This is a genomic window from Paraburkholderia sp. J12 (assembly GCF_905220215.1).
GTDB lineage: Bacteria > Pseudomonadota > Gammaproteobacteria > Burkholderiales > Burkholderiaceae > Paraburkholderia.
On the sequence record NZ_CAJMZC010000021.1, the window covers coordinates 61,141 to 81,030 of the forward strand.

General features: G+C 63.8%; 16 protein-coding genes. 10 read left to right on the plus strand and 6 right to left on the minus strand.

Translation table 11 applies throughout. The features are described 5' to 3' along the window. Positions 1 to 76: 76 nt before the first annotated feature. Positions 77 to 1,927, minus strand: coding sequence for an allophanate hydrolase (atzF, locus tag U5760_RS29230; RefSeq protein ID WP_322015799.1), 1,851 nt, complete (start codon positions 1,925 to 1,927; stop codon positions 77 to 79). Between the two features lie 413 nt (positions 1,928 to 2,340). Here atzF and U5760_RS29235 point away from each other — a divergent pair, with 413 nt between their 5' ends. From U5760_RS29235 to U5760_RS29245, 3 genes are read left to right on the plus strand one after another with little or no spacing between them, the layout of a single operon-like run. Further along, complete coding sequence (locus U5760_RS29235; protein ID WP_322015800.1) at positions 2,341 to 3,153, plus strand: cysteine hydrolase; 813 nt, start codon at positions 2,341 to 2,343, stop codon at positions 3,151 to 3,153. Then, the gene (locus U5760_RS29240) at positions 3,150 to 4,325 is read left to right on the plus strand and encodes an amidase (protein ID WP_322015801.1); all 1,176 of its coding nucleotides are present in this window, start codon (positions 3,150 to 3,152) and stop codon (positions 4,323 to 4,325) included. The genes U5760_RS29235 and U5760_RS29240 overlap by 4 nt, the downstream gene beginning before the upstream one ends. A 47-nt stretch (positions 4,326 to 4,372) precedes the next feature. Further along, the gene (locus U5760_RS29245; protein WP_322015812.1) at positions 4,373 to 5,968 is read left to right on the plus strand and encodes a gamma-glutamyltransferase family protein; all 1,596 of its coding nucleotides are present in this window, start codon (positions 4,373 to 4,375) and stop codon (positions 5,966 to 5,968) included. A gap of 4 nt (positions 5,969 to 5,972) precedes the next feature. Here the strand turns inward: U5760_RS29245 and U5760_RS29250 are convergent, their stop codons facing one another. Further along, the gene (locus U5760_RS29250) at positions 5,973 to 6,608 is read right to left on the minus strand and encodes a TetR/AcrR family transcriptional regulator (protein ID WP_224011742.1); all 636 of its coding nucleotides are present in this window, start codon (positions 6,606 to 6,608) and stop codon (positions 5,973 to 5,975) included. A 540-nt stretch (positions 6,609 to 7,148) separates the two neighbouring features. Here U5760_RS29250 and U5760_RS29255 point away from each other — a divergent pair. The 5 genes from U5760_RS29255 to U5760_RS29275 all read left to right on the plus strand — a co-directional run bounded on the left by U5760_RS29255 (position 7,149) and on the right by U5760_RS29275 (position 13,112). Further along, positions 7,149 to 8,180: a BMP family protein gene (locus U5760_RS29255; protein ID WP_415914198.1), complete on the plus strand. Its 1,032-nt coding sequence runs from the start codon at positions 7,149 to 7,151 to the stop codon at positions 8,178 to 8,180. Between the two features lie 2 nt (positions 8,181 to 8,182). Next, entirely contained in the window at positions 8,183 to 9,754 is a 1,572-nt protein-coding gene (locus U5760_RS29260; protein ID WP_322015802.1) for an ABC transporter ATP-binding protein, read from the plus strand. After that, complete coding sequence (locus U5760_RS29265; RefSeq protein WP_322015803.1) at positions 9,751 to 10,869, plus strand: ABC transporter permease; 1,119 nt, start codon at positions 9,751 to 9,753, stop codon at positions 10,867 to 10,869. The genes U5760_RS29260 and U5760_RS29265 overlap by 4 nt, the downstream gene beginning before the upstream one ends. Next, positions 10,866 to 11,783 carry an ABC transporter permease gene (locus U5760_RS29270; RefSeq protein WP_322015804.1) on the plus strand — a complete coding sequence of 306 codons (918 nt, stop codon included), beginning with the start codon at positions 10,866 to 10,868 and terminating at the stop codon, positions 11,781 to 11,783. Before U5760_RS29265 ends, U5760_RS29270 begins: the two co-directional genes overlap by 4 nt. Positions 11,784 to 12,086: 303 nt before the next feature. Then, positions 12,087 to 13,112: a porin gene (locus U5760_RS29275; protein WP_322015805.1), complete on the plus strand. Its 1,026-nt coding sequence runs from the start codon at positions 12,087 to 12,089 to the stop codon at positions 13,110 to 13,112. 556 nt (positions 13,113 to 13,668) lie between these two features. On the opposite strand, the gene U5760_RS29280 is transcribed toward U5760_RS29275, so the two are convergent. The 4 genes from U5760_RS29280 to U5760_RS29295 form a co-directional block, all read right to left on the minus strand. Then, positions 13,669 to 14,601, minus strand: coding sequence for an ornithine cyclodeaminase family protein (locus U5760_RS29280; RefSeq protein WP_322015806.1), 933 nt, complete (start codon positions 14,599 to 14,601; stop codon positions 13,669 to 13,671). 18 nt (positions 14,602 to 14,619) lie between these two features. Next, a complete protein-coding gene (locus tag U5760_RS29285; RefSeq protein ID WP_322015807.1) occupies positions 14,620 to 15,615 on the minus strand; it encodes an asparaginase in 996 nt (331 codons plus the stop codon). Positions 15,616 to 15,674: 59 nt separating this feature from the next. After that, entirely contained in the window at positions 15,675 to 16,928 is a 1,254-nt protein-coding gene (locus tag U5760_RS29290; RefSeq protein WP_322015808.1) for a D-amino acid dehydrogenase, read from the minus strand. Between the two features lie 164 nt (positions 16,929 to 17,092). Beyond that, positions 17,093 to 18,175: a GlxA family transcriptional regulator gene (locus U5760_RS29295; protein ID WP_322015809.1), complete on the minus strand. Its 1,083-nt coding sequence runs from the start codon at positions 18,173 to 18,175 to the stop codon at positions 17,093 to 17,095. 261 nt (positions 18,176 to 18,436) lie between these two features. On the opposite strand from U5760_RS29295, the gene U5760_RS29300 reads away from it, so the two are divergent. Together U5760_RS29300 and U5760_RS29305 are read left to right on the plus strand one after the other, a co-directional pair. Continuing rightward, a complete protein-coding gene (locus U5760_RS29300) occupies positions 18,437 to 19,558 on the plus strand; it encodes a branched-chain amino acid ABC transporter substrate-binding protein (RefSeq protein WP_322015814.1) in 1,122 nt (373 codons plus the stop codon). A 183-nt stretch (positions 19,559 to 19,741) separates the two neighbouring features. Then, positions 19,742 to 19,890, plus strand: a 149-nt coding sequence (locus U5760_RS29305; protein WP_415914199.1) for an ABC transporter permease subunit, incomplete at its 3' end; no start/stop codon positions are given.

Here is a 19,890-nt window from a genome sequence, read left to right on the forward strand (position 1 = left end):
GATTCCTGATGGTTGTCGGTCACTGGTTTCGGTGTTCGCTGCTGCGTTCGCTTTTGCATTTGTTGGGCGCTTCACTTCAGCGCTTCGGCGCGCTGTGCGCCAGATACGCGCGCCAGCCGCCGTAAGCGGTAATATCGGCCGCACCAGCGTCGGTGGCCAATGCGGACGGCTCGCAGACGAAGCCTTTCACGGTGCGGCCATTGGCGAGATCGAGCGAGCCGATCGCGAGCGGCGCGGGCACGGCGGCCACGAATGCGCCGAAGCTGCGCAATGGCACGTCCCACAGTTCAATGGCGATCGCATCGCCTTCCGCGCCGGCGCTCTGCCGCACAAGACCCGGCTTGGGCGGCGAGGTGCCCGCGAGCGCGTAGAGGCGGTAATGCGGCGCCGTCGTGGTCGCTTCGATAAAGCGCGCGCCCGCCTGCAACAGTTGCCAGTTCAGCGGCTCACCGCGCAGATGCGCGCCAACCACGGCGAGCGTGACGCTCGGTTCCTGAATCGGCATCGGACTTGCGGCGATCGCCTCGGCATTGCGTGCTGCCGTGGTTTCGGTTGCTTCAGCCGCTTCGCAAAACAGCGCCTGAATGCGCGCACCGAGCACCGCGAGTTGCTGGTCCGCGCCCGACGGTCCGATCAGCGTGACGCCCGCGGGCAAGCCATCGGTGCGCGGTACGCCCGGCACGGCGAGCGCGCACCAATCCAGCAGATTGACGAAGTTCGTATATACGCCGAGACGGCTGTTCACCTCGATCGGATTCGCCTGCACCTCGGCGATAGTCGGATGTGTCGGCGCTGTCGGAACGATCAGGATATCGAACTGTTCGAACAGCGAATCCGCCTCGCGCTTCAGACGCGCGAGCGTGTACTGGCCGTCGAACACCGTGGCGGCATCGAAGCGCTGCGCCTGACCGATCACCTTCGCCACGGTCGAGTCAATCTCCGCTCGATGCGTGTCGAAGAACTCGCCAAGCGCAGCGCGCCGCTCCGCCACCCACGGTCCGTCGTAGAGCAGCGCAGCAACCTGCTGCAGCGGCGCGAACGCGAAGCGCGCGGGCGTGAGGGCCAGATGAGTGGCGATGCTGTCGAGCGTCGCGGCGAACGCCTGCTGCGCGCGCTCGTCGCCGAAAAACGTGAGCGTGTCGGGCACGCCGAGGCGCAGCGGACCATGCGTCAGTCCGCGCGAGACGAGCGGCTTCGAATAACTGTCGCGCGTATCGAAGGCCGCGAGGCGGTCAAGTACCGTCCACGCATCGGCGACATCGTGCGCAAACACCGAGAGCGTATCGAGCGTGCGGCACGCCGGCACGACGCCGCGTTTGCTGACGAGCCCGAGCGATGGTTTGAGGCCGACGATGCCGTTGCAGCCCGCGGGCACGCGCCCCGAGCCCGCCGTATCGGTGCCCAGCGAGAACGCGACGATGCCCGCTGCCACCGCGACCGCCGAGCCGGAACTTGAGCCGCCCGAAATGTAGTCGTCCTGATCGACCTGACGCACCGCGCCATACGGCGACCGCGTACCGACGAGGCCGGTCGCGAACTGATCGAGATTCGTCTTGCCGATCAGGATCGCGCCCGCGTCGAGTAGACGCGCGACCGCGAATGCCGTTTCGCCGGGCGTGTAGGCGAACGCCGCGCAGCCGGCCGTGGTCGGCAAGCCCGCGACATCGACGTTGTCCTTGACCGCGAACGGCACGCCGAACAGCGGCATGCGCTCGAACAGCGCGGGACCTTCGTCGGCGAGCTGTCGTTCGAGTTGCGCTGCGCGCGCGATGAGATCGGCGTCGGCGACACGCAGTATCCACGCTTCGGGACGATGCGTGGTCACAAGGCGGTGCAGCACGGTGCCGATCGTCTCACGCGGCGAGGTCTCGCCACGGCGATAGGCGTCGAGCAGTCCGCGAACTTTCAACGGGCGGGAGCGGCGCATGAGTTCAAACTTGAATACAAGATGGCACGCAACACGCAGCATCCATGCCAGATGACCCTGCGCGCGCCGCGCAAGCTTGCCTGGCGTGCCTGTCCGGTGATCGCTCACATGTCGCGCAGGCGGCGTGCGGCGCGGTGCGTGCGCCGCCTTGGGCCATTTGGCGTCGCGTGCCGGTGCAACGATTCACGTTGCTTGTGCACGCATCCCGCCGCTGCAACTCCGTGCAGCGTGCCCCGCTTCGGGGCACGCGCGCGCCGCGCCGGATCGCGGTGCGCCCAGCTTCTATCGCCTGATTTTCCTGTCGCCCCGCTATGGCAAGCGCTTGCGCCTACGTTCCGCGCTGGCATCGATCTTGCATATTTCAGTAAGTATCTTATTCATGAACGAACGCTACTCGCGGAGAGCCCCAGCCGATGTCCGAAGCCAACCTCCCTAACGACGCGCCCGCCACAAACCGTCTCGGCCGCGCCGACGCCTATCACTGGCTCGCGAGCCCGGCGCTCGTCGACATGGCGGCTCGCGGTCCCGAACCGCGTCTCGCGACGCTCGCCTGCGAACCGCAACACGTGCGTCTCGACCTGAGTCGCACAGCCATCGTGGTGATCGACATGCAGAACGACTTCTGCACCGAAGGCGGCTGGGTTTCGCAGATCGGCGGCGACTACACCGCCGACCGCGCGCCCATCGCGCCACTGCAAACGCTGCTGCCCGCGCTGCGCTCGCGAGGCGTGCCGGTGATCTGGGTGAACTGGGGCAACCGCCCCGACCTCGCCAACATGCCGCCGAATCAACTGCACCTCTACAAGCCGACCGGACACGGCACCGGTCTCGGCGAACCGCTCGCGAGCAACGGCGCACACGTGCTCGAAAAAGACTCGTGGGCCGCTGCCGTGGTGGACGAACTGAAGCCGTTGCCACACGACATCTGCGTGGATAAATATCGCATCAGCGGCTTCTGGGACACGCCGCTCGACAGCATCCTGCGCAACCTCGGCGTGCGCACGCTGCTGTTCGCGGGCGTCAACACCGATCAATGCGTGCTGCACTCGCTCACCGACGCCAACTTTCTCGGCTACGGCTGCGTGCTCGTCGAGGATTGCTGCGCGACGTCCTCGCCCGCGTTCTGCACCGAAGCGACGATCTGGAACGTGAAGAAGTGCTTCGGCTTCGTCACCGACTCGAAGCGCATCGTCGATGCGGTCGAAGCGGTGGAGCAGCCCGCGTGAGCGCCTTCGTGCCCGGCAACGTCACACGCGTCGCGCCGCTCTCTCAAGGCCCGCTCGACGGTCTGCGCTTCGCGGTCAAGGACCTGATCGACGTGGCGGCCGTGCGCACGGGCGGCGGCAATCCCGACTGGCTCGCCGCGCAACCGCCCGCGCGCGAGCACGCGTCCTGCGTCTCGGCACTGTTGCGCGCGGGCGCGGTGCTCGAAGGCAAAACGATCACAGACGAACTTGCCTACAGCCTCGAAGGCGCGAATCATCACTACGGCACGCCGCTAAATCCGCGCTGGCCGCATGCGCTGCCGGGCGGTTCGTCGAGCGGATCGGCTTCGGCGGTCGCAGCGGGCACGGTGGACTTCGCGCTCGGCACCGATACGGGCGGCTCGGTGCGCGTGCCCGCCGCGTTCTGCGGGCTCTACGGCATGCGCCCGACGCACGGCGTCATCGCGCTCGACGGCGTGGCGCCGTTCGCGCCGAGCCTCGACACCATCGGCTGGTTCGCGCGCTCCGCCGCTCTGTTGACGAGCGTCGGCGACGTGCTGTTACCCGCCGACAGCGCAACGTCATCGCACACGCCGCGGCGTGTGGACGAAGCGTTCGCACGCCGCGCCCGCCACGAACCCGACGACGCGGCGCGCCTCGACGCCCTCGCGCGTTCGCTCGGCGCGCAGGATTCGGTGCCACTCTTCGATCTCACGCCGGCCGCCGATTGGCTCGCGTGCTATCAAGCGGTGCAGGACGCCGATATCGACTACGCACTCGGCACGTGGATACGCGCGGCGGAACCGCGCTTCGGGCCGGCAATCGCGCCGCGCTTCGCGCGCATCGACTCATACGACCGCACACGCACGCCGCATTGGCGCGCGCTGCGTGAGACGCTCGCTGCACAACTCGACGTGCGGCTGCGAGACAGCGTTCTCGTCATGCCGACCACGCCGTGCGCGCTGCTCGCGAAGGATGCCGACGGCGATACGCTCGCGCACTTCTACGAAGACGCGCTCACACTCAACGCCATCGCCTCGCTTGGCGGCCTGCCCCAAATCACACTGCCGTTCACTGACGAATGCGACCGCCCGCTCGCGCTCTCGCTGATCGGCGCGCGCGGCACCGACCGAGCGCTGCTGCGGCTCGCGCAAACGCTGCCCACACACCGTGGCGAGACCGCGAAAATATAACGGAGACCAAAATTTTGAATGCTTCAAACGCCCGCTCGCGCGAGGGCATGGTGACGAGCCCGCATGCACTCGCGAGCGCCGCTGGGCGCGATGTTCTGTGCGCGGGCGGCAACGCCATCGAAGCCGCCATTGCCATCGGCGCAGTGTTGTGCGTGACGTATCCACATTTCACGGGCTTGGGCGGCGACGCTTTCTGGGTCGTCGCGGATCGAAGCGGCGACGTGCGCACGATTTCGGGCGCGGGCCAGGCTGCGATGCATCTGCCGCATCACGGCGAAGCGATTCCTGTGCGTGGCGGCGCTGCTGCGCTCACGAGCGCGGGCACGCTCGACACGTGGGCGCGCGCTTTCGCACACTCACGCGAAGCGTGGGGCGGCACACTCGCGTGGTCGACGCTGTTCGAACGCGCAATCGAATACGCGCGAGACGGCTTTGCCGTGACGCAATCGCAGCACTTCTGGCAAACGCTTCGCGCCGACGAACTGAACGCGCAACCCGGTTTCGCCGCGACCTTCGCGCCCGACGACGCATCGGGCGCAGCGCCCGCGCCCGGTTCGCGCTTTGCGCAACCGGCACTCGCGCGCAGTCTGGAACGCATCGCTCGATTTGGCGCGCGCGAATTCTACGAAGGCGATCTCGCCGGGCGTATCGAGCGTGGTCTGCGCGATGCGGGCTCGCCACTCGACGCGCACGATCTCGCCAGCACACGGGCACGCGAGCAAGCGCCCCTGCGCGTGCCGTATCGCGGCGGCGAACTCGTCGGTTTGCAGCCGCCCACGCAAGGCGTGACGATGCTGGAAATCATGGGCACGCTCGCACATTTTGATTTCACCAATGTCGAGGAAGGCAGCGCCGACTACTATCACCTGCTCGTGGAAGCCATAAAATGTGCGTTCGTCGATCGCGACCGCTACGTGGCAGACACCGATTTCGCCGACGTGCCCATCGACATGCTGCTTGCGCCCGAGACGCTCGCGGCGCACGCACGCTCCATCGACATGCGCCGCGCGCGTGCGTGGCCGCATCGTTTTCGTCACGGCGACACGGTGTTCATCGGCGCGACCGACCGCGAAGGACGCGCGGTGAGCCTGCTGCAAACGGTGTATTTCGATTGGGGCAGCGGCGTAGTGGCCGGCGACACCGGCATTCTCTGGCACAACCGCGGCGCGGCATTCTCCACCGACGCAAGGCATCCCAATGCACTCGCGCCAGGCAAGCGGCCGTTCCACACGCTCACGCCGGGCATGTATCTGCGCGACGGGCGCCCACACCTTTTGTTCGGCACACAAGGCGCGGACGGCCAGCCGCAAACGCTCGCGGCCATTCTCACTCGCTTGATCGATTACCGTATGGACCCGCTAACGGCCCTCGCGCAGCCGCGTTTTCTGCTCGGCCGGACCTTCTCCGACACACGCGACGCACTCAAGCTGGAAGCCGATGCGGGCACGGCCGTGCTCGCGGAACTCTCGGCGCGCGGCCACGAAGTATCCGCGATTGCTGCGCAAAGTCCGCTCGCGGGGCATCCCGGCGTGATCCGCATCGACGCCGATGGCTGGGCACTCGGCGCACACGATCCGCGCAGCGACGGCCTCGCGATGGCCGCCGATGCGAGCCAGCAAGCCCATTCGCTAACCGTGGGCTGAAACCTCAGGCGCGCACGAACGCGCGCACCATCTCCTGCGCCTGCCGCTTCTGCTCGTCCTGCCAGCTCGGCGCGAGCAGATCGGCGTTAAAGATGCACGACAGCGTATACGCGTTCGACTTGTGGAACGAGCACAAGCTAACGAGCGCGACGTAGAGATGCAGCGGTTCGAGCCCGGCGCGCAGCGTCTTGTCCTTCTCGCCGCGCTCGATCAGCGTGCGCAACAGCACCAGCACCGGTGAAGCCATTTCGGGAATTGCCTTCGAACGCTTCATCACGCGCGCGCGATTCAGGTTCTCGAACGAGAGCAGTTTGCCGAGTTCCTGATGGGCCGCGAAATGCCCTTCGATGAACTCGTAAAGCAGCACGATGCCTTCGACGGGCTTGACGCGATCAACGTCGAGTTCAAGCTTGAGTTCTTCGGCACGCAAACGGCCGAGCACGAATTCAAGCACTTCCAGATAGAGCGCTTCCTTGCCGCCGAAGTAGTGATAAATCATGCGGATATTGACCTTCGCGCGGCTCGCGATGGTTTCCACGCGGGCGCCGCTCAAGCCCTTCTCCGCGAATTCCGCGAGCGCGACGCGAAAGATGCGCCCGCGCGTCGCTGCTGCCAGACGCTGGCGCATGGTTTCGCGCACGGGTTCCTGCGCGGACTCTTGCGCCTCCTCCCCTGCGGCACGCGCCGGATTTTTTGCGGCGTTCTTTTTCGGCGTCAAAGAACTGGCGGAGCGAGCGGCGACACGCGTCATGGCAAGAGTAAGTTCGTTCGTGCGGAAGAAAACCCATCGGCGCATGCGCCGCCTGCCGCGAATATAGCAGCACGGCGCGCACTGTGCGAACTCGCGGGCCGTCGCGCCGAATGACGCGAAGCCGCACCACGCGCCGCCATGGTGCGCGTGCGCGCAATCGCTTGCGCTCACGCCCCGCGCACAGGCATCGAAACCGGCTTTGGTGCACGCGCGGCGCGCTCGCACGCGCGAATACGCCGCCGCATGCGCTACCTCACCCCACGTGCAAACCCCGATGCGAATGGGCATTTCGCCGCTTTCGGCAAGGCACGAACATGCGTTCGACATACATGGCACCCAACTTGCTTTTAACCATTTCGTTCATGAATAGTTCACTTACTGAAACTGCAAAACGAAACTCAAACGCTACGGCAAACAAGGAGTGTCATGATGTCTTCCGCGAAGCTGCTTTTGAATCGATTCCCGCAACGTTCGGCAACGGATCGCCTGCGCGCGCGCGTGCTCGCCACGGTCGGCCTCGCGCTGGGACTGGGCGCGGTGATGCCGCCCGCCATCTACGCCGCTGACGACGCCATGCATGTCGGCGTCCTGATTCCTGGCTCGAAGACCGACAAGGGCTGGATGGAATCCGGTTATGACGGCGTGATGGCCGCGCAAAAGGAATTCGGCCCGAAGCTGAAGACGCAGATCATCGAGAACATCAATTACGCGGACATGGAGCAGGCGCTCACGAATCTCGCCGCGAAAAACGAACTCGTGATCGGCGTGGGCGGCCAGACGCAGGCAGCCGTCATTAAGATCGCGAAGCGGTTTCCGAAAGTGAAGTTCTCGATCGTCGGCGGTAGCAAGGGGCAAGCGATGCCGCCCAACGTTGCGGGCTACGACGTGAAGCAGGCAGAAATTGCGTTCGTCGCGGGCGCGGCCGCCGCGATGCTCACGAAGACCAACGCGGTGAGTTACGTCGGCGGCATGGAAATTCCGTCGATCGTGAACGCGGGCAAGGAGTTCGGAGAAGGCGCACGCTATATCAATCCGAAGATCAAATACTTCGAGAGCTACACCGGCGATTTCGACGACGTCGCCAAGGCACGCGAAGCCACCGCCGCCGCCATCGCCCAGGGCGCCGACATTCACTATCACATTCTCAATCTCGGCTTGCGCGGCATCGAGCAGGCAGCGAAGGAAAAGAACACGCACATCATCGGCAGCTACACAGATCGATGCGGCAGCGATCCGCTCTATGTCGCGTACAGCATCACCGGCGTCGGCTATCAGGCGCAATACGCCATCGAGCAGTTGGAGAAAGGCACGTGGCAGCCCGGCTACAAGGCCTTCGGTCTTGCGATGGGGCCGAAGTCGTCGGGCATGGTCGTGTGTCATTCCACGCCCGCCATCGATACGAAGCTCAAGCAGATCGAAGACGACATCCTGAGCGGCAAGATCAAGGTACTGGAAGGCTGACCATGAACGCCGTCGTGTCTCCCACGCCCGCGCCGGTGCTGTCGCTCGAAGGGATTGGCAAGCACTTCGGTGCGTTTCAGGCTCTCGACGATGTGTCGCTCGATCTCATGGCCGGCGACGTGCATTGCCTGCTTGGCGAAAACGGCGCGGGCAAATCCACGCTCTGCAACGTGATCTTCGGCGTGCATCAGCCCGATGCGGGCGCGATGCGCATGAACGGCGTCGCGTACCGCCCGCGCAATCCCCGCGAAGCTATCGGGCACGGCATCGCGATGGTGCATCAGCACTTCAGTCTCGTCGACGACGCGAGCGTGCTCGACAACCTGCTGCTCGGCCAGGCGCGCGGGCGCATCGATCGCGCGCGCGAAGCCCGACGCGTCGAAGCAACACTCATGCGCGTGGGCCTGACGCTGCCGCTCGACGCGCGAATCGCCGATCTTTCGGTGGGCGAGCGTCAGCGCGTGGAAATCGTGAAGTGTCTGATGCGCGAGCCGCGTCTGCTGCTGCTCGACGAACCGACCGCCGTGCTGCTGCCCGCCGAAATCGACGCGCTGCTCGACACCTGCGCGCGCGTGGCCGCCAACGGCTGCGCCGTCGTGCTCGTCACGCACAAGCTCAAGGAGATCTGCAGCATCGCCACGCACGCGACGGTGCTGCAATCGGGCCGCGTGGTAGCGCGCTCCGAGGCGCCCGCGAACGACATCGACCGTCTCGTCGACGCGATGATCCGCCGCGCGTCGACCGCGCAAGCCGCCGATCTGCACGCGCAACTGTCGCTCGCGCAGCCGCATGAAGGCTCGCCGTGGTCGCGCGCGCTGAGCGACGAGGTGTTGCAGATCGACGGCCTCGCCGCGCGCGACGCCGAAGGCGTGCTGCGTCTCGCCGATTGCACGCTCGTCGTGAATCGCGGCGAGATCGTCGGCATCGCGGGCGTGGAAGGCAACGGCCAGAGCGAACTGGGCGCCGTGCTCGCGGGCATGATGCCGGCGGCGGCGGGACGCTTTTTCGTCGCGGGCCAGAACATGACGCACGCGACGCCGCGCGAACTCACGCGCGTGGGCGTGGGCATCGTGCCCGAGGACCGGCACGCGGTCGGCTGCGTGACCGGCATGAGCCTCGTCGACAACCTCATGCTCAATCACCTCGATCGCTACTCGCGCGCGGGCTGGCTGCAACGCCGCGCGATGCGCGAACGCGCGGTCGAACTGATGGAACGTTTCGATGTGCGCGCGAGCGGACCCGACGCGATCTTCGGCGGACTCTCGGGCGGCAATCAGCAAAAGGCCGTGCTCGCGCGCGAACTCACGCTCGATCCGCTGCATTTCCTGCTGGCCGCGCAACCGACACGCGGGCTCGACGTCGGCGCTGTGGCCGCCGTCTACCGGCACATCCGCGCGGCGCGCGAGCGCGGCGTAGGCGTGCTGCTGATCTCATCCGAGCTCGACGAACTGATGAGCGTTGCCGACCGCATCGTCGTGCTGTATCGCGGCCGCATCATGGGCAGTTGCACGCCCGAGGCGGCCAATCGCTCACGTATCGGCGCATGGATGGCCGGCGCAGGAGAATTGCAATGAATTCGCTTCGTAAATCGCTGGCCGCGCGCGCCTGGCCGTTGGCGGCGCCCGCCACGCGCGACGGCGCATCGCCGTTGCGCGCCGCAGCCGTGATCGGCGGCGCGATCGTGTTCGCGTTCTGCATCGCGCTAGGCCTGATCGCGCTAATGGGCGTGAACGTGCGCGACGCGCTCGCCGCGTTCGCCGACGGCGCATGGGGCTCGCCGTATGCCATCGGCGCGTCGGTAAATCGTGCGCTCGTGTTCGCGCTCGTCGGCATCGGCTTCGTGATCGCACATCGCGCGCAACTGACCAACGTCGGCGCGGAAGGACAAATCGCCATGGGCGGCATCGTCTCGACGGCGATGAGCCTGTATGGCCATTGCGCGGGCCTGCCCTTCGGGCTCGCCTTCATCGTGCCAATGCTCTGCGCCGCCGCTGCCGGCGCGCTCTGGGGCGGCGTGTCCGGCGTGCTGAAAGCGAAGGCCGGCACGAGCGAAGTCATCAGCACGCTGTTGCTGTCGTTCGTGGCCGTGTGGCTGCTTTACTGGTGCGTGCAAAGCGAAGCGCTACTGCGCCAGCCGATGACCAGCGGCGCCACGCTGCCCGAGTCGCTGGAGATTCCCGACCCCACCCACCTGCCCGCCCTGTTCGCCGACAGCGGCCTCGGCCTGCATATCGGCCTGCCCGTGACACTCGTACTCGCCGTCTCCGCGACACTGATGCTGCGCTACACGCGCTTCGGCTTCGCCTTGCGCGCGACCGGATTGAACGCGGTGGCGGCGCGGCGCGCGGGCTTGCCGATCACCTCGACGATCGTCGCCGCGCTGGCGATCGCGGGCGCATTCGGCGGCCTCGCGGGCGCGCTGATGCTGCAAGGCGATCAGGGCTCGCTCAAGGCGGGGTTTTCGTCGGGCTACGGCTTCGACGGCCTCGTGGTCGGACTGCTCTCGCGCGGCTCGATCACGGGCGTGTTCGCCTGTGCGTTGCTGTTCGGCTTCCTGCGCTCGGGCGGCATCAACATGGAAATGGTCGCGGCCGTGCCGTCCGCGCTCGTGCTGATCGTGCAGGGCATCGTCACGATCGCGCTTGCAGGCGGAGCAATCTGGCTCGAACGCAAGGGGGAACGTCAATGAACACCGAACTGTTCGCGGTATTCGCGGGCTCATCGATCCGTCTCGCGGCCCCGATGCTGCTCGCCTCCACCGGCGAACTCGTGAGCGAGCGCGCGGGCGTGCTCAACATGAGCGTCGAAGGCATGATGCTGACCGGCGCATTCGTGGGCGCGACGGCCTCGTGGTGGACCGGCAATCCGGCCATCGGCCTGCTCTGCGGTGTGCTGGGCGTGCTGCCGGTCGCGCTGCTGCAGGCGTTCCTGAGCGTCACGCTGCGTGCGAACCAGGTGGTGACGGGTATCGGCATCAATATCCTCGCGCTGGGCGGCACGACGCTCGCGTATCGCGAGATATTCGGTTCGCGCTCGGAGGCCGCGATTCCGGGCCTCGCCCGCTGGTCACCGCCAGGTCTCGGACAATTGCCGCTGATTGGCGACGCCGTATTCCACCAGGTCTGGCTGCTCTACGCAGGCCTGGCAATCCTCGCCGCAACGGCATGGACGATGCGCCACACGGCACTGGGTATTGCGCTGCACGCGGTGGGCGTCTCGCCCCGAGCGGTTGATCAGTCGGGCGTCTCGGTGACAAAACTGCGCTACGGAGCGGTACTGTTTTCGGGCGTGATGTCGGCGGCGGCTGGCTGCTTCATTTCAATAGGCGACATCCACACCTTCACGGAAGGCATGACGAACGGCACCGGCTATCTGGTGATCGCGGCGATCATCTTCGGCAACTGGAAGATTGGCCGAACCGCGCTGGCGTGCCTGCTGTTCGGCGCGGCGACGGCGATGCAATTCCAGTTGCAGATGTTCGGCCTGCACGTCCCGACGGCGTTGCTGGTCATGCTTCCTTATTTGCTGGCGCTGATAGCGGTAGCAGGTTTGATCGGCAGACAAACGGCCCCGCCGTCACTGACGCGCCCATTCACCCGATGACCGGGAACCCAGACGGTGCGGGACCACTACGGAGGAATACGCGTGGTGGACAGCGTCGCACTAGCGTGTGAGCTTTTTTGCAAACTTTTCTTTGCAGCAGCGGAGAAAAGCAGGCATTCCGACAGTCAATCAAGGAAAGGCCAGCAAAGAAAGCGAGCACTCAAAAGAAACGAAAGACCACACCTTAAAAAAGCGTCGGCGGACACCCTTCGCACCCAATAAATTTTTTCACTTTTAAAATTAGTTATGCTAATCAAAATGAAAAACCCGACAATCGCATCAGCGGCATGGGCACTCCTTGCAATGGGAGCACTGGCACTCACGACCTCATCGGCATCGGCGCAATCGAGCATCCAGCTCTACGGCCAGGTCGATACGTGGATCGGCGCACAAAAAATGCCGGGCGGCCAACGCGCATGGGAAGTATCGGGCGGGGGCATGTCCACCTCATACTGGGGCCTGAAAGGCTCGGAAGACCTGGGCGGCGGTTACAAGGCTGTCTTCGCACTGGAAGACTTTTTCCTGCCCCAAAACGGCCAGGCAGGCCGCTTCACCGGCGACACATTCTTCTCCCGCAACGCCTATGCAGGCATCGAATCGGTCTACGGGACGCTGACACTCGGCCGACAGACCACACCGCTCTTCGTCTCGACCATCCTCTTCAACCCGTTCGTGGATTCATACGAATTCTCGCCGATGATCTGGCACACGTATCTGGGTCTCGGCAGCGGCCCGACCTATACGACGGACATGGGCGTAATCGGCGACTCGGGCTGGAGCAATACCGTGCAGTATTCGACGCCGAGCTTTAACGGCCTCTCCGGCTCCCTGATGTACGGCCTCGGCAATCAGGCCGGAGAAAATGGCGCGAAGAAATGGAGTGCGCAATTTCTCTATTTCCACGGACCGTTCGCGGCTACCGGCGTTTATCAATACGCGAATTTCAACAGCACGCCCGGCGATCTGACCATGCTCGTCGAAGGCATGCGCAGCCAGAACGTCGCGCAAGTCGGACTGTCCTACGATCTGAAGGCGGTGAAATTCTTCGGCCAGTATATGTACACGAAGAACGACGAGCTCGCGAGCAGCTGGCATGTGAACACGTACCAGACCGGCGTATCGGTCGCTCTGGGCGCAGGCACTGTGATGGCGTCGTATGCGTATTCCCGCGACAGCGGCGGCCTTGACCAGACACGGCAAACCGCGGCGCTGGGCTACGACTATGCTCTGTCCAAACGCACCGATGTATATGCGGCGTATATGTACGACCACTTCGACAAGCTATCGGGCGGCGACACCTTCGGCGCGGGCATTCGCACGAAATTCTGAATCGACATTGGCCGCTTGACGGCGCGTCGGGCCGGGTCGTGCCGGTTAGTCGGCCACTCTCCGGCTTGTCGACGCAAGGCGCAGAAGGCATATGGGACCAGTTTCGGACGTTCGCTGCGACGGTCAGTCAGTTTGATGAGAATCAAGACGACGACGGCGCTCCGGTATGAACGCACTCGCAGCAAACATGGGAACGTACCACGGTACCCGGGACTGGTCGCCGACACGACGATTGCGACGGGGCCGCGCAACAGGCCCAATCACCGCACGGAGTATCAGCCAGGGCCGGGAGTTCGTCTGGCAGTCGCCCCGGACCGGCGCGGGCGGCCCTGAAGAGCAACGCGGGTGGCCGGCGACCGTGCGTTTGAGAAATCGGCATTTCTGGTAACCGCCGTTAGCGGCGGCGTTGCGCTTCGAGGCAGACTCGCCTTCCACAGGCTGGCGTGAATCACTGGTCGCGGACGGTAAGTCAGGCGCTAGCCGGCCACAACCTGTCGTTCAGCGAGCGGACGGAACTGTCATTGGAAGACCGCACGACTCCACTAACGGCCATTGACTAACCCCCAGATTCCACCGCTGCCATAGCCCTACGCATGACTAGCTCACCGAGCGCAACATCGGCAAGCGCGATCCCAAGGGATTTGAAGACGGTTATATCGCCTCGTCGGCGCTCCTGGACATAGCCGCTGGCGATGACGTCGCCAAGCTCCACAACGTCGTGCCAGTCAATCGCTTCCGGCGCCGCCATCAACAGGTCCCCCGCCTCCTTCGCCGCCTGTTCCAGCGATTCGACAACGATCGTGCCAGCGCGCGCAAGTGTCGTATCGTCGATTTCGCGTGCGTCCGGCTTGCTGGAGCCGATCGCTGCGACGAAGGTTCCAGGCTTGAGGCCGGCACCATCAAAGAGCGGAACGGTGCTGCGCGTAGCGGTGACGACGATGTCGGCTGCCTGCACCGCCGTTTCCGCCGCGGACGCCTCGAAGCATACGCCAGCGTAACGTGCCTGCATTTGCGCAACCGTTTCCTGCACGCCCTCGATGCCGACTATCAGAACGCGCTCGATGTTCGACTTCTCAACGAAAGCCCGGATGTGCGCCCTGGCCTGCACGCCGGTTCCAAACACTGCGAGCACCTTCGCATCGGCGCAGCCGAATGCATCAAACGCGATGCGGGTCACCGCCGCCGTGCGGTATTCCGTCAATGCTCCACCGTGGATGATGGACAGCAATCTTCCATTATGCGTAGAGAACAGAGGAATCACGAAATCGAAGACCCCCTTGTACGTCGAATAGACCTTCGCGCCGCACACACCGGCACCGGGCAGGATTGCCCCCATCGTACTCAACGACACATTTTCGCCGAGCGTCCTGACACGTGGCTGCATCCTGGCTTGTCCGCTGCCTTGTTCAGCAAGCGCGGAGCGCAGCACTTCGATGGCGTCGCTCATCGTGATGAGTCTATGAACCTGATCGTCGGTGATGATGTACATTGTGTTTCCTGGCAGTTTTCAAAAGCGATAGAAGGCCGCCTGCAACGCGCGGCGCTCATCCGGATTGCTCAGCATCGCCAGCATCAAAAGAATGCGGGCTTTTTGAGGCGACTGATCGTCGACGTCGATCCAGTCATAGTCGTCATCGGGCTGCGCGCCGTTGCGGACGACCACACCGCTGCCCGTGCGTGAAGCCCTCACCACATGCAGCCCCCGCTGCGTCGCCTGCCGTAGCGGCTCGACCAGATGATCCGCGATGTTGCCGTTGCCGGTGCCGGCGAAGACAAGGCCGTTCGCATCTGCCGCAATGGCGCGGATCAATTCGCTCTCGAGCGCTCCATAGGCATAAACGACATCGACTTTCGGCAGCAACTCGATGTCGTCGATGGACCACGGGGTGAAAACAGTGTGATCCCTCAACGGCGTACGGTAGTACCGAGGCTTTCCCTGGATCACATAGCCGAGCGCACCGTAGGGCGAGCGAAATGCCTCGAGCTTGAAGCTGTTTGTCTTCGTAACGTCTCGAGCGGTGTGGATTTCCTCGTTGGCGACGACAAGCGTGCCTTTTCCGCGCGAGGACGGATGAATGGCTACCGCAATCGCATCGTAGAGATTCAACGATGCGTCGGAACTCATAGCCGACGGTGGCCGCATGGAACCGACCACGACGACGGGCTTCACGCTCTTCAATGTCAGATGCAGAAAGTATGCAGTTTCCTCGATGGTGTCGGTGCCGTGCGTGAGGACGACGCCGTCTACGGTGTCGTCCTTGAGCACCTCGGACACCCGCTTGCCGATCATGAGCAGGTGCTGCTCGTTGAAGTTCTCCGAGCCTGCTTGCAGCAGCTGTTCGGCACTCAGGTTCGCGAGCGATGATGCTTCCGGAATAGCCGACAGGATTTCGTCGATAGCCAACACCGAGCAGGCGTAGGCTGAAGTGTCTGCGGCGCTTGCGCCACGGCCGGCAATGGTGCCGCCCGTGCCGATGACCGCGATATTGGGTTTGTCTTTCATTCGATATCAATTCGAGGCATTTGGGATGGAGCACAGCCGTACGCCATGTGGTGCACCGCTCATTGCGCGAGCAGGAAGAGGTCCGACAGCGATGGATTGGGTCGTCCGTCGATCCAGCCGGCAAGCAGCTCGGCCGATCCCGAAGCCAACGTGAAGCCGAGCGCACCATGCCCTACGTTAAGCCAGAGATTTCTGTAACACGTGGGCCCGATGATCGGCGTACCGCGCGGTGTGGCGGGACGCAGCCCGGCCCATTCAGCGGTTTCAGCATGACCGGCTGCGACCTGCGGGAAGAGCCAGGCCGCCTCCGCACGCAACGCGGCAATGCGGGAGGGGTCTGTTTTCAGGGAGTAGCCGTCGAGATCGGCTATGCCCGCCACGCGCAGCCGGTCGCCAAGACGCGCATAGACGACCTTGCGGGCGAAATCGGTGACACTCAGCGTCGGCGCAAGCGACTGCGGTCCCAGCGGGTAGGTCAGACTGTAGCCCTTGAGCGGATAAACGGGCACACGAATACCCAAAGGCCGAAGCAGACGTGGTGCGCTAGCCCCGGCGGCAACGACGACATGATCCGCTTCGAGCACCCTCGTGCCGCTACGCGCCACGATGTGTCCGCCTGGGGCGACATCCAGCGCGTCGACGTGCGTACTCATCGCGAACTGCACGCCCCGCGCCCTCAAAATAGCTTCAAGCCCCTTGCCGAAGCGATAGCAATCGGCCGTATCTTCGCTGCGCGTATAGATGCCGCCGGCAATACGGGAACGTACATTCGCCAGGGCGGGTTCGAGCGCAACACACTCGTCGGCAGACAGCGCCTCCTGCTCGCAGCCGAGCGAGCGCTGAAAATCGAGTAGATCGATGGCGCCTTGCATGGCGACCGGATCGCGGTGCAGGACAAGCTTGCCGGAGTGCCGGAAGTCGAAATCGAGCGTGGGTTCGTCGCGCAGGAATTGGTGCATGAGCGTGCGGCTCACGAACGAGAGAGCGAGCAAGTCACGCGTGGTGAGATTGCTGCGCCGGCGCGTGCAGGCGAGCGCGAATTTTAGGCACCAGAGCCACTGCTCCGCGCTCACAGATGGCCGGAAGCGCACCGGTGAGTCCCGACGGGCGAGCCACGCTGGCAACTTGGACAGCACGCCCGGTCCAGCAAGCGGCGCGACGTAGCTATAGGACAACTGCCCGCCGTTGCCGAAGCTGGTCTCGGCGGCCACCTCACCATGTCGGTCGACGACGATGACCTGATGTCCGGCCCGGTTCAAATAGTAGGCGCTAGTCAGACCGATGACGCCCGCACCCAATACGGCAATCTGCATGTCGCTTGTTTCCCCTGTTTCACGGTGCACTTACACGAAACAGGATGTTGAGCCACGCGAAACCAGCAGGATTGCACTAGTGAGCAAAAATATAGAAGAAACGCGACAACGAATCGCCGCCCAGGCAGGGCGTGCCAAGATGGCGCTGCGCCCCTCGCACAGCTTCAGTCCTCTGTTGGACCTGTGCGCGAGCCGCGCAGCTTGCCCGGCGTCACGCCGTAGGTTTCGCGGAAAACCCTGATGAAATGCGCGGAATCCGCGAAACCGCACTCGTATGCGATGTCCGTGACCTTGCGTCCGGTATTCAGCAGCATCCAGCGCCCGTAGCGTAGCCGCATACCGCGATAGAACTCATTCGGCGACACCTTCATCTCGGCCATAAACGCACGCTCGAGCTGACGCACGCTCGTGCCAATCATCTTCGCGATCACCGAGATATTGAGCGGCGCTTCGAGGTTTTCCTCCATGAGCAGGGCGGCATGGCGTACGTTTGCATCGTCCACCGACAGGTAACCCAGTGCGCGGCGGCGCTCAATGAACGATGCGCCGGCCTGCCGGCTGACGGTCATCTGGTGAATTACCTTCGATGCGCGGTCAGGTCCGCAATGCAGATTGACGAGCCGCGCGGCGAGCTCGATGACCGAAATGCCGCCAGCACACGTGATGCGATCGCCATCGATCAGGTAGTCAGCGTGTGTGACGGCGCGCAGCTCGGGAAACATCTTGCGATAGTCGTCGAAGTGAAAGCTGTGTATACACGCGACGTGATCCTGCATCAACCCGGCATGAGCAAGGACGAAGCTACCGGTGCAGATGCCGACCAGCGGAACGCTGGCTTGCGCAGCTGCTCGCAGATAATCCCAGTAGCGCCGGTCCACCTTCTCCAGATGCGAGAGCAGACCACCGACGACGACGACGTAATCAAACTGCCCCACGTCTGGGAACGCCGCCTGAACCGGTACGGCGATACCGCAGCTCGATTCGACGGTGGTGTCGCGCGCACCGATCGTCGTCCAGAGACAGCGCAACTGGCGACTCTGATCGCCGCGATCGGCAGCGTGGCGCAACGCGTCGCAGAGGCCGCCGAGCGAGAGGAGCGGAAAACGCGGCCATAGCAGGATTCCGACATTGAGCTCCACGCCGGAGCGTCCCGGGGGCGACTCGGGTGCAGTGGAAAGCGAGTCGAGCCGATCCACCAGTTCGTGGGCAGAACTCGTACGGGCCTGGGGATGGTCGGACGGAAGCATAGGCGGCGCAAATAATCGGTGTGACAACATTATAGGACTGCACAGCGTACGTTTCTGCTGTCGCATTTCTTCTATTTTCTGGCAAATCGGTGCAATGCCGCTGGTTTGTGTTCGCATAAATTTGTCTCGCCTGCACGGACCGCAGCACCGCGCAGTACAAGTACGGAGGCGACGGGGACAATCCAGCGGATCGCCCTTGATGAAGATAACTATCGATGAGGTAATGCAATGACCAAGAGCAAGATATTGGGTCGCCGTGTGATGACCTTAGGCATCCTGGGGGCGCTGGCCGTCGTATCTGCCGGGGTAGCGCGTGCCGACGAAACCGTGAAGATTGGTGAAGTCGCGCCGTTGACTGGTCCCGCTTCGTATCTGGGCAAGGACACTGAGAACGGTGCAAGGCTCGCAGTCGAGGAAATCAACGAAAAGGGGCTTGTCGTTGGCGGCAAGAAGGTCACCCTCATTCTCGACGCCGAGGACGATGCCGGCGATCCGCGACAGGCCACGCAGGTCGCACAAAAGCTTGTCGATGACAGAGTGGCGGCGATAGTCGGTCACATGAATTCGGGAACGACGATTCCGGCGTCCAAAATCTACAATGACGCCGGTATCGTGCAGGTCTCGCCATCGGCTACGAATCCGGCATACACGCAACAGGGGTTCAAAACCGCATACCGTGTGGTTGCAACCGATGCCCAGCAAGGGCCCGCCCTCGCCGACTACGCGATGCGGACGCTGAAAATCAGGACGGTCGCCATCGTTGACGACGCCACTGCATACGGGCAAGGTCTGGCCAATGAATTCGAGAAACGTGCGAAGGCAGACGGTCTTTCGGTGCTATCGCACGACGCGACCAACGATAAGGCTACCGATTTCCGCGCCATTCTTACCAAGATAAAAGGTGAGCATCCAGACGTGATTATGTATGGTGGTCTGGACGGAACGGGTGGCCCGTTCGCAAAACAGGCGAAACAACTCGGCATGGCACAGAAGATTCTGGCAGGCGACGGTCTGTGCGCCGACGACCTGTCTAAACTGGCCGGCGACGCGGCCGACGACGTGATCTGCTCTATCGCCGGCTCGCCGCTCGAAAAAATGCCGAAGGGCCCAGCCTTCACACAGCGCTATGAAAAGCGCTTCGGTACTCACCCTGTCCTGAACTCACCCTTCGCTTACGACGCGGTGTACGTCATCGCGGAAGCGATGAAGCGCGCCGGATCGACTGACCCCGACAAGATTCTTGCCGCGATGCCGGCCACGAACTATGAGGGCGTGCTGGGCCAGACTCAGTTCGACTCGAAGGGCGACCTGGTCCACGGAACGATTTCTCTCTACAAGTACGTCGGTGGAAAACAAACCCTCCTCGACTACGTGAAGAATTAACCCGCCAGCGTCTGCTGATCGAACCGGCACACCTGCAGCGATGCGGTTGTGCCGGCCGTACGCCTCCCCTTTTCTCTCACTCCCGCCGCATTGGTAGCGAAAACGCGCTAACTGCCGACGCGATGCCGTCGCCCAGAGCGTAATCCCCGTGAACGCACAACGGCCGGACGTTCTGAACCGGATATGGACATCTTTCTTCAGCAGTTGATCAACGGGCTGGTGCTGGGCAGCATCTACGCCATCATCGCACTGGGCTACACCATGGTGTACGGGATTCTGGGCATCATCAACTTCGCGCACGGCGACGTGCTGATGGTCGGCGCCATGGTCGT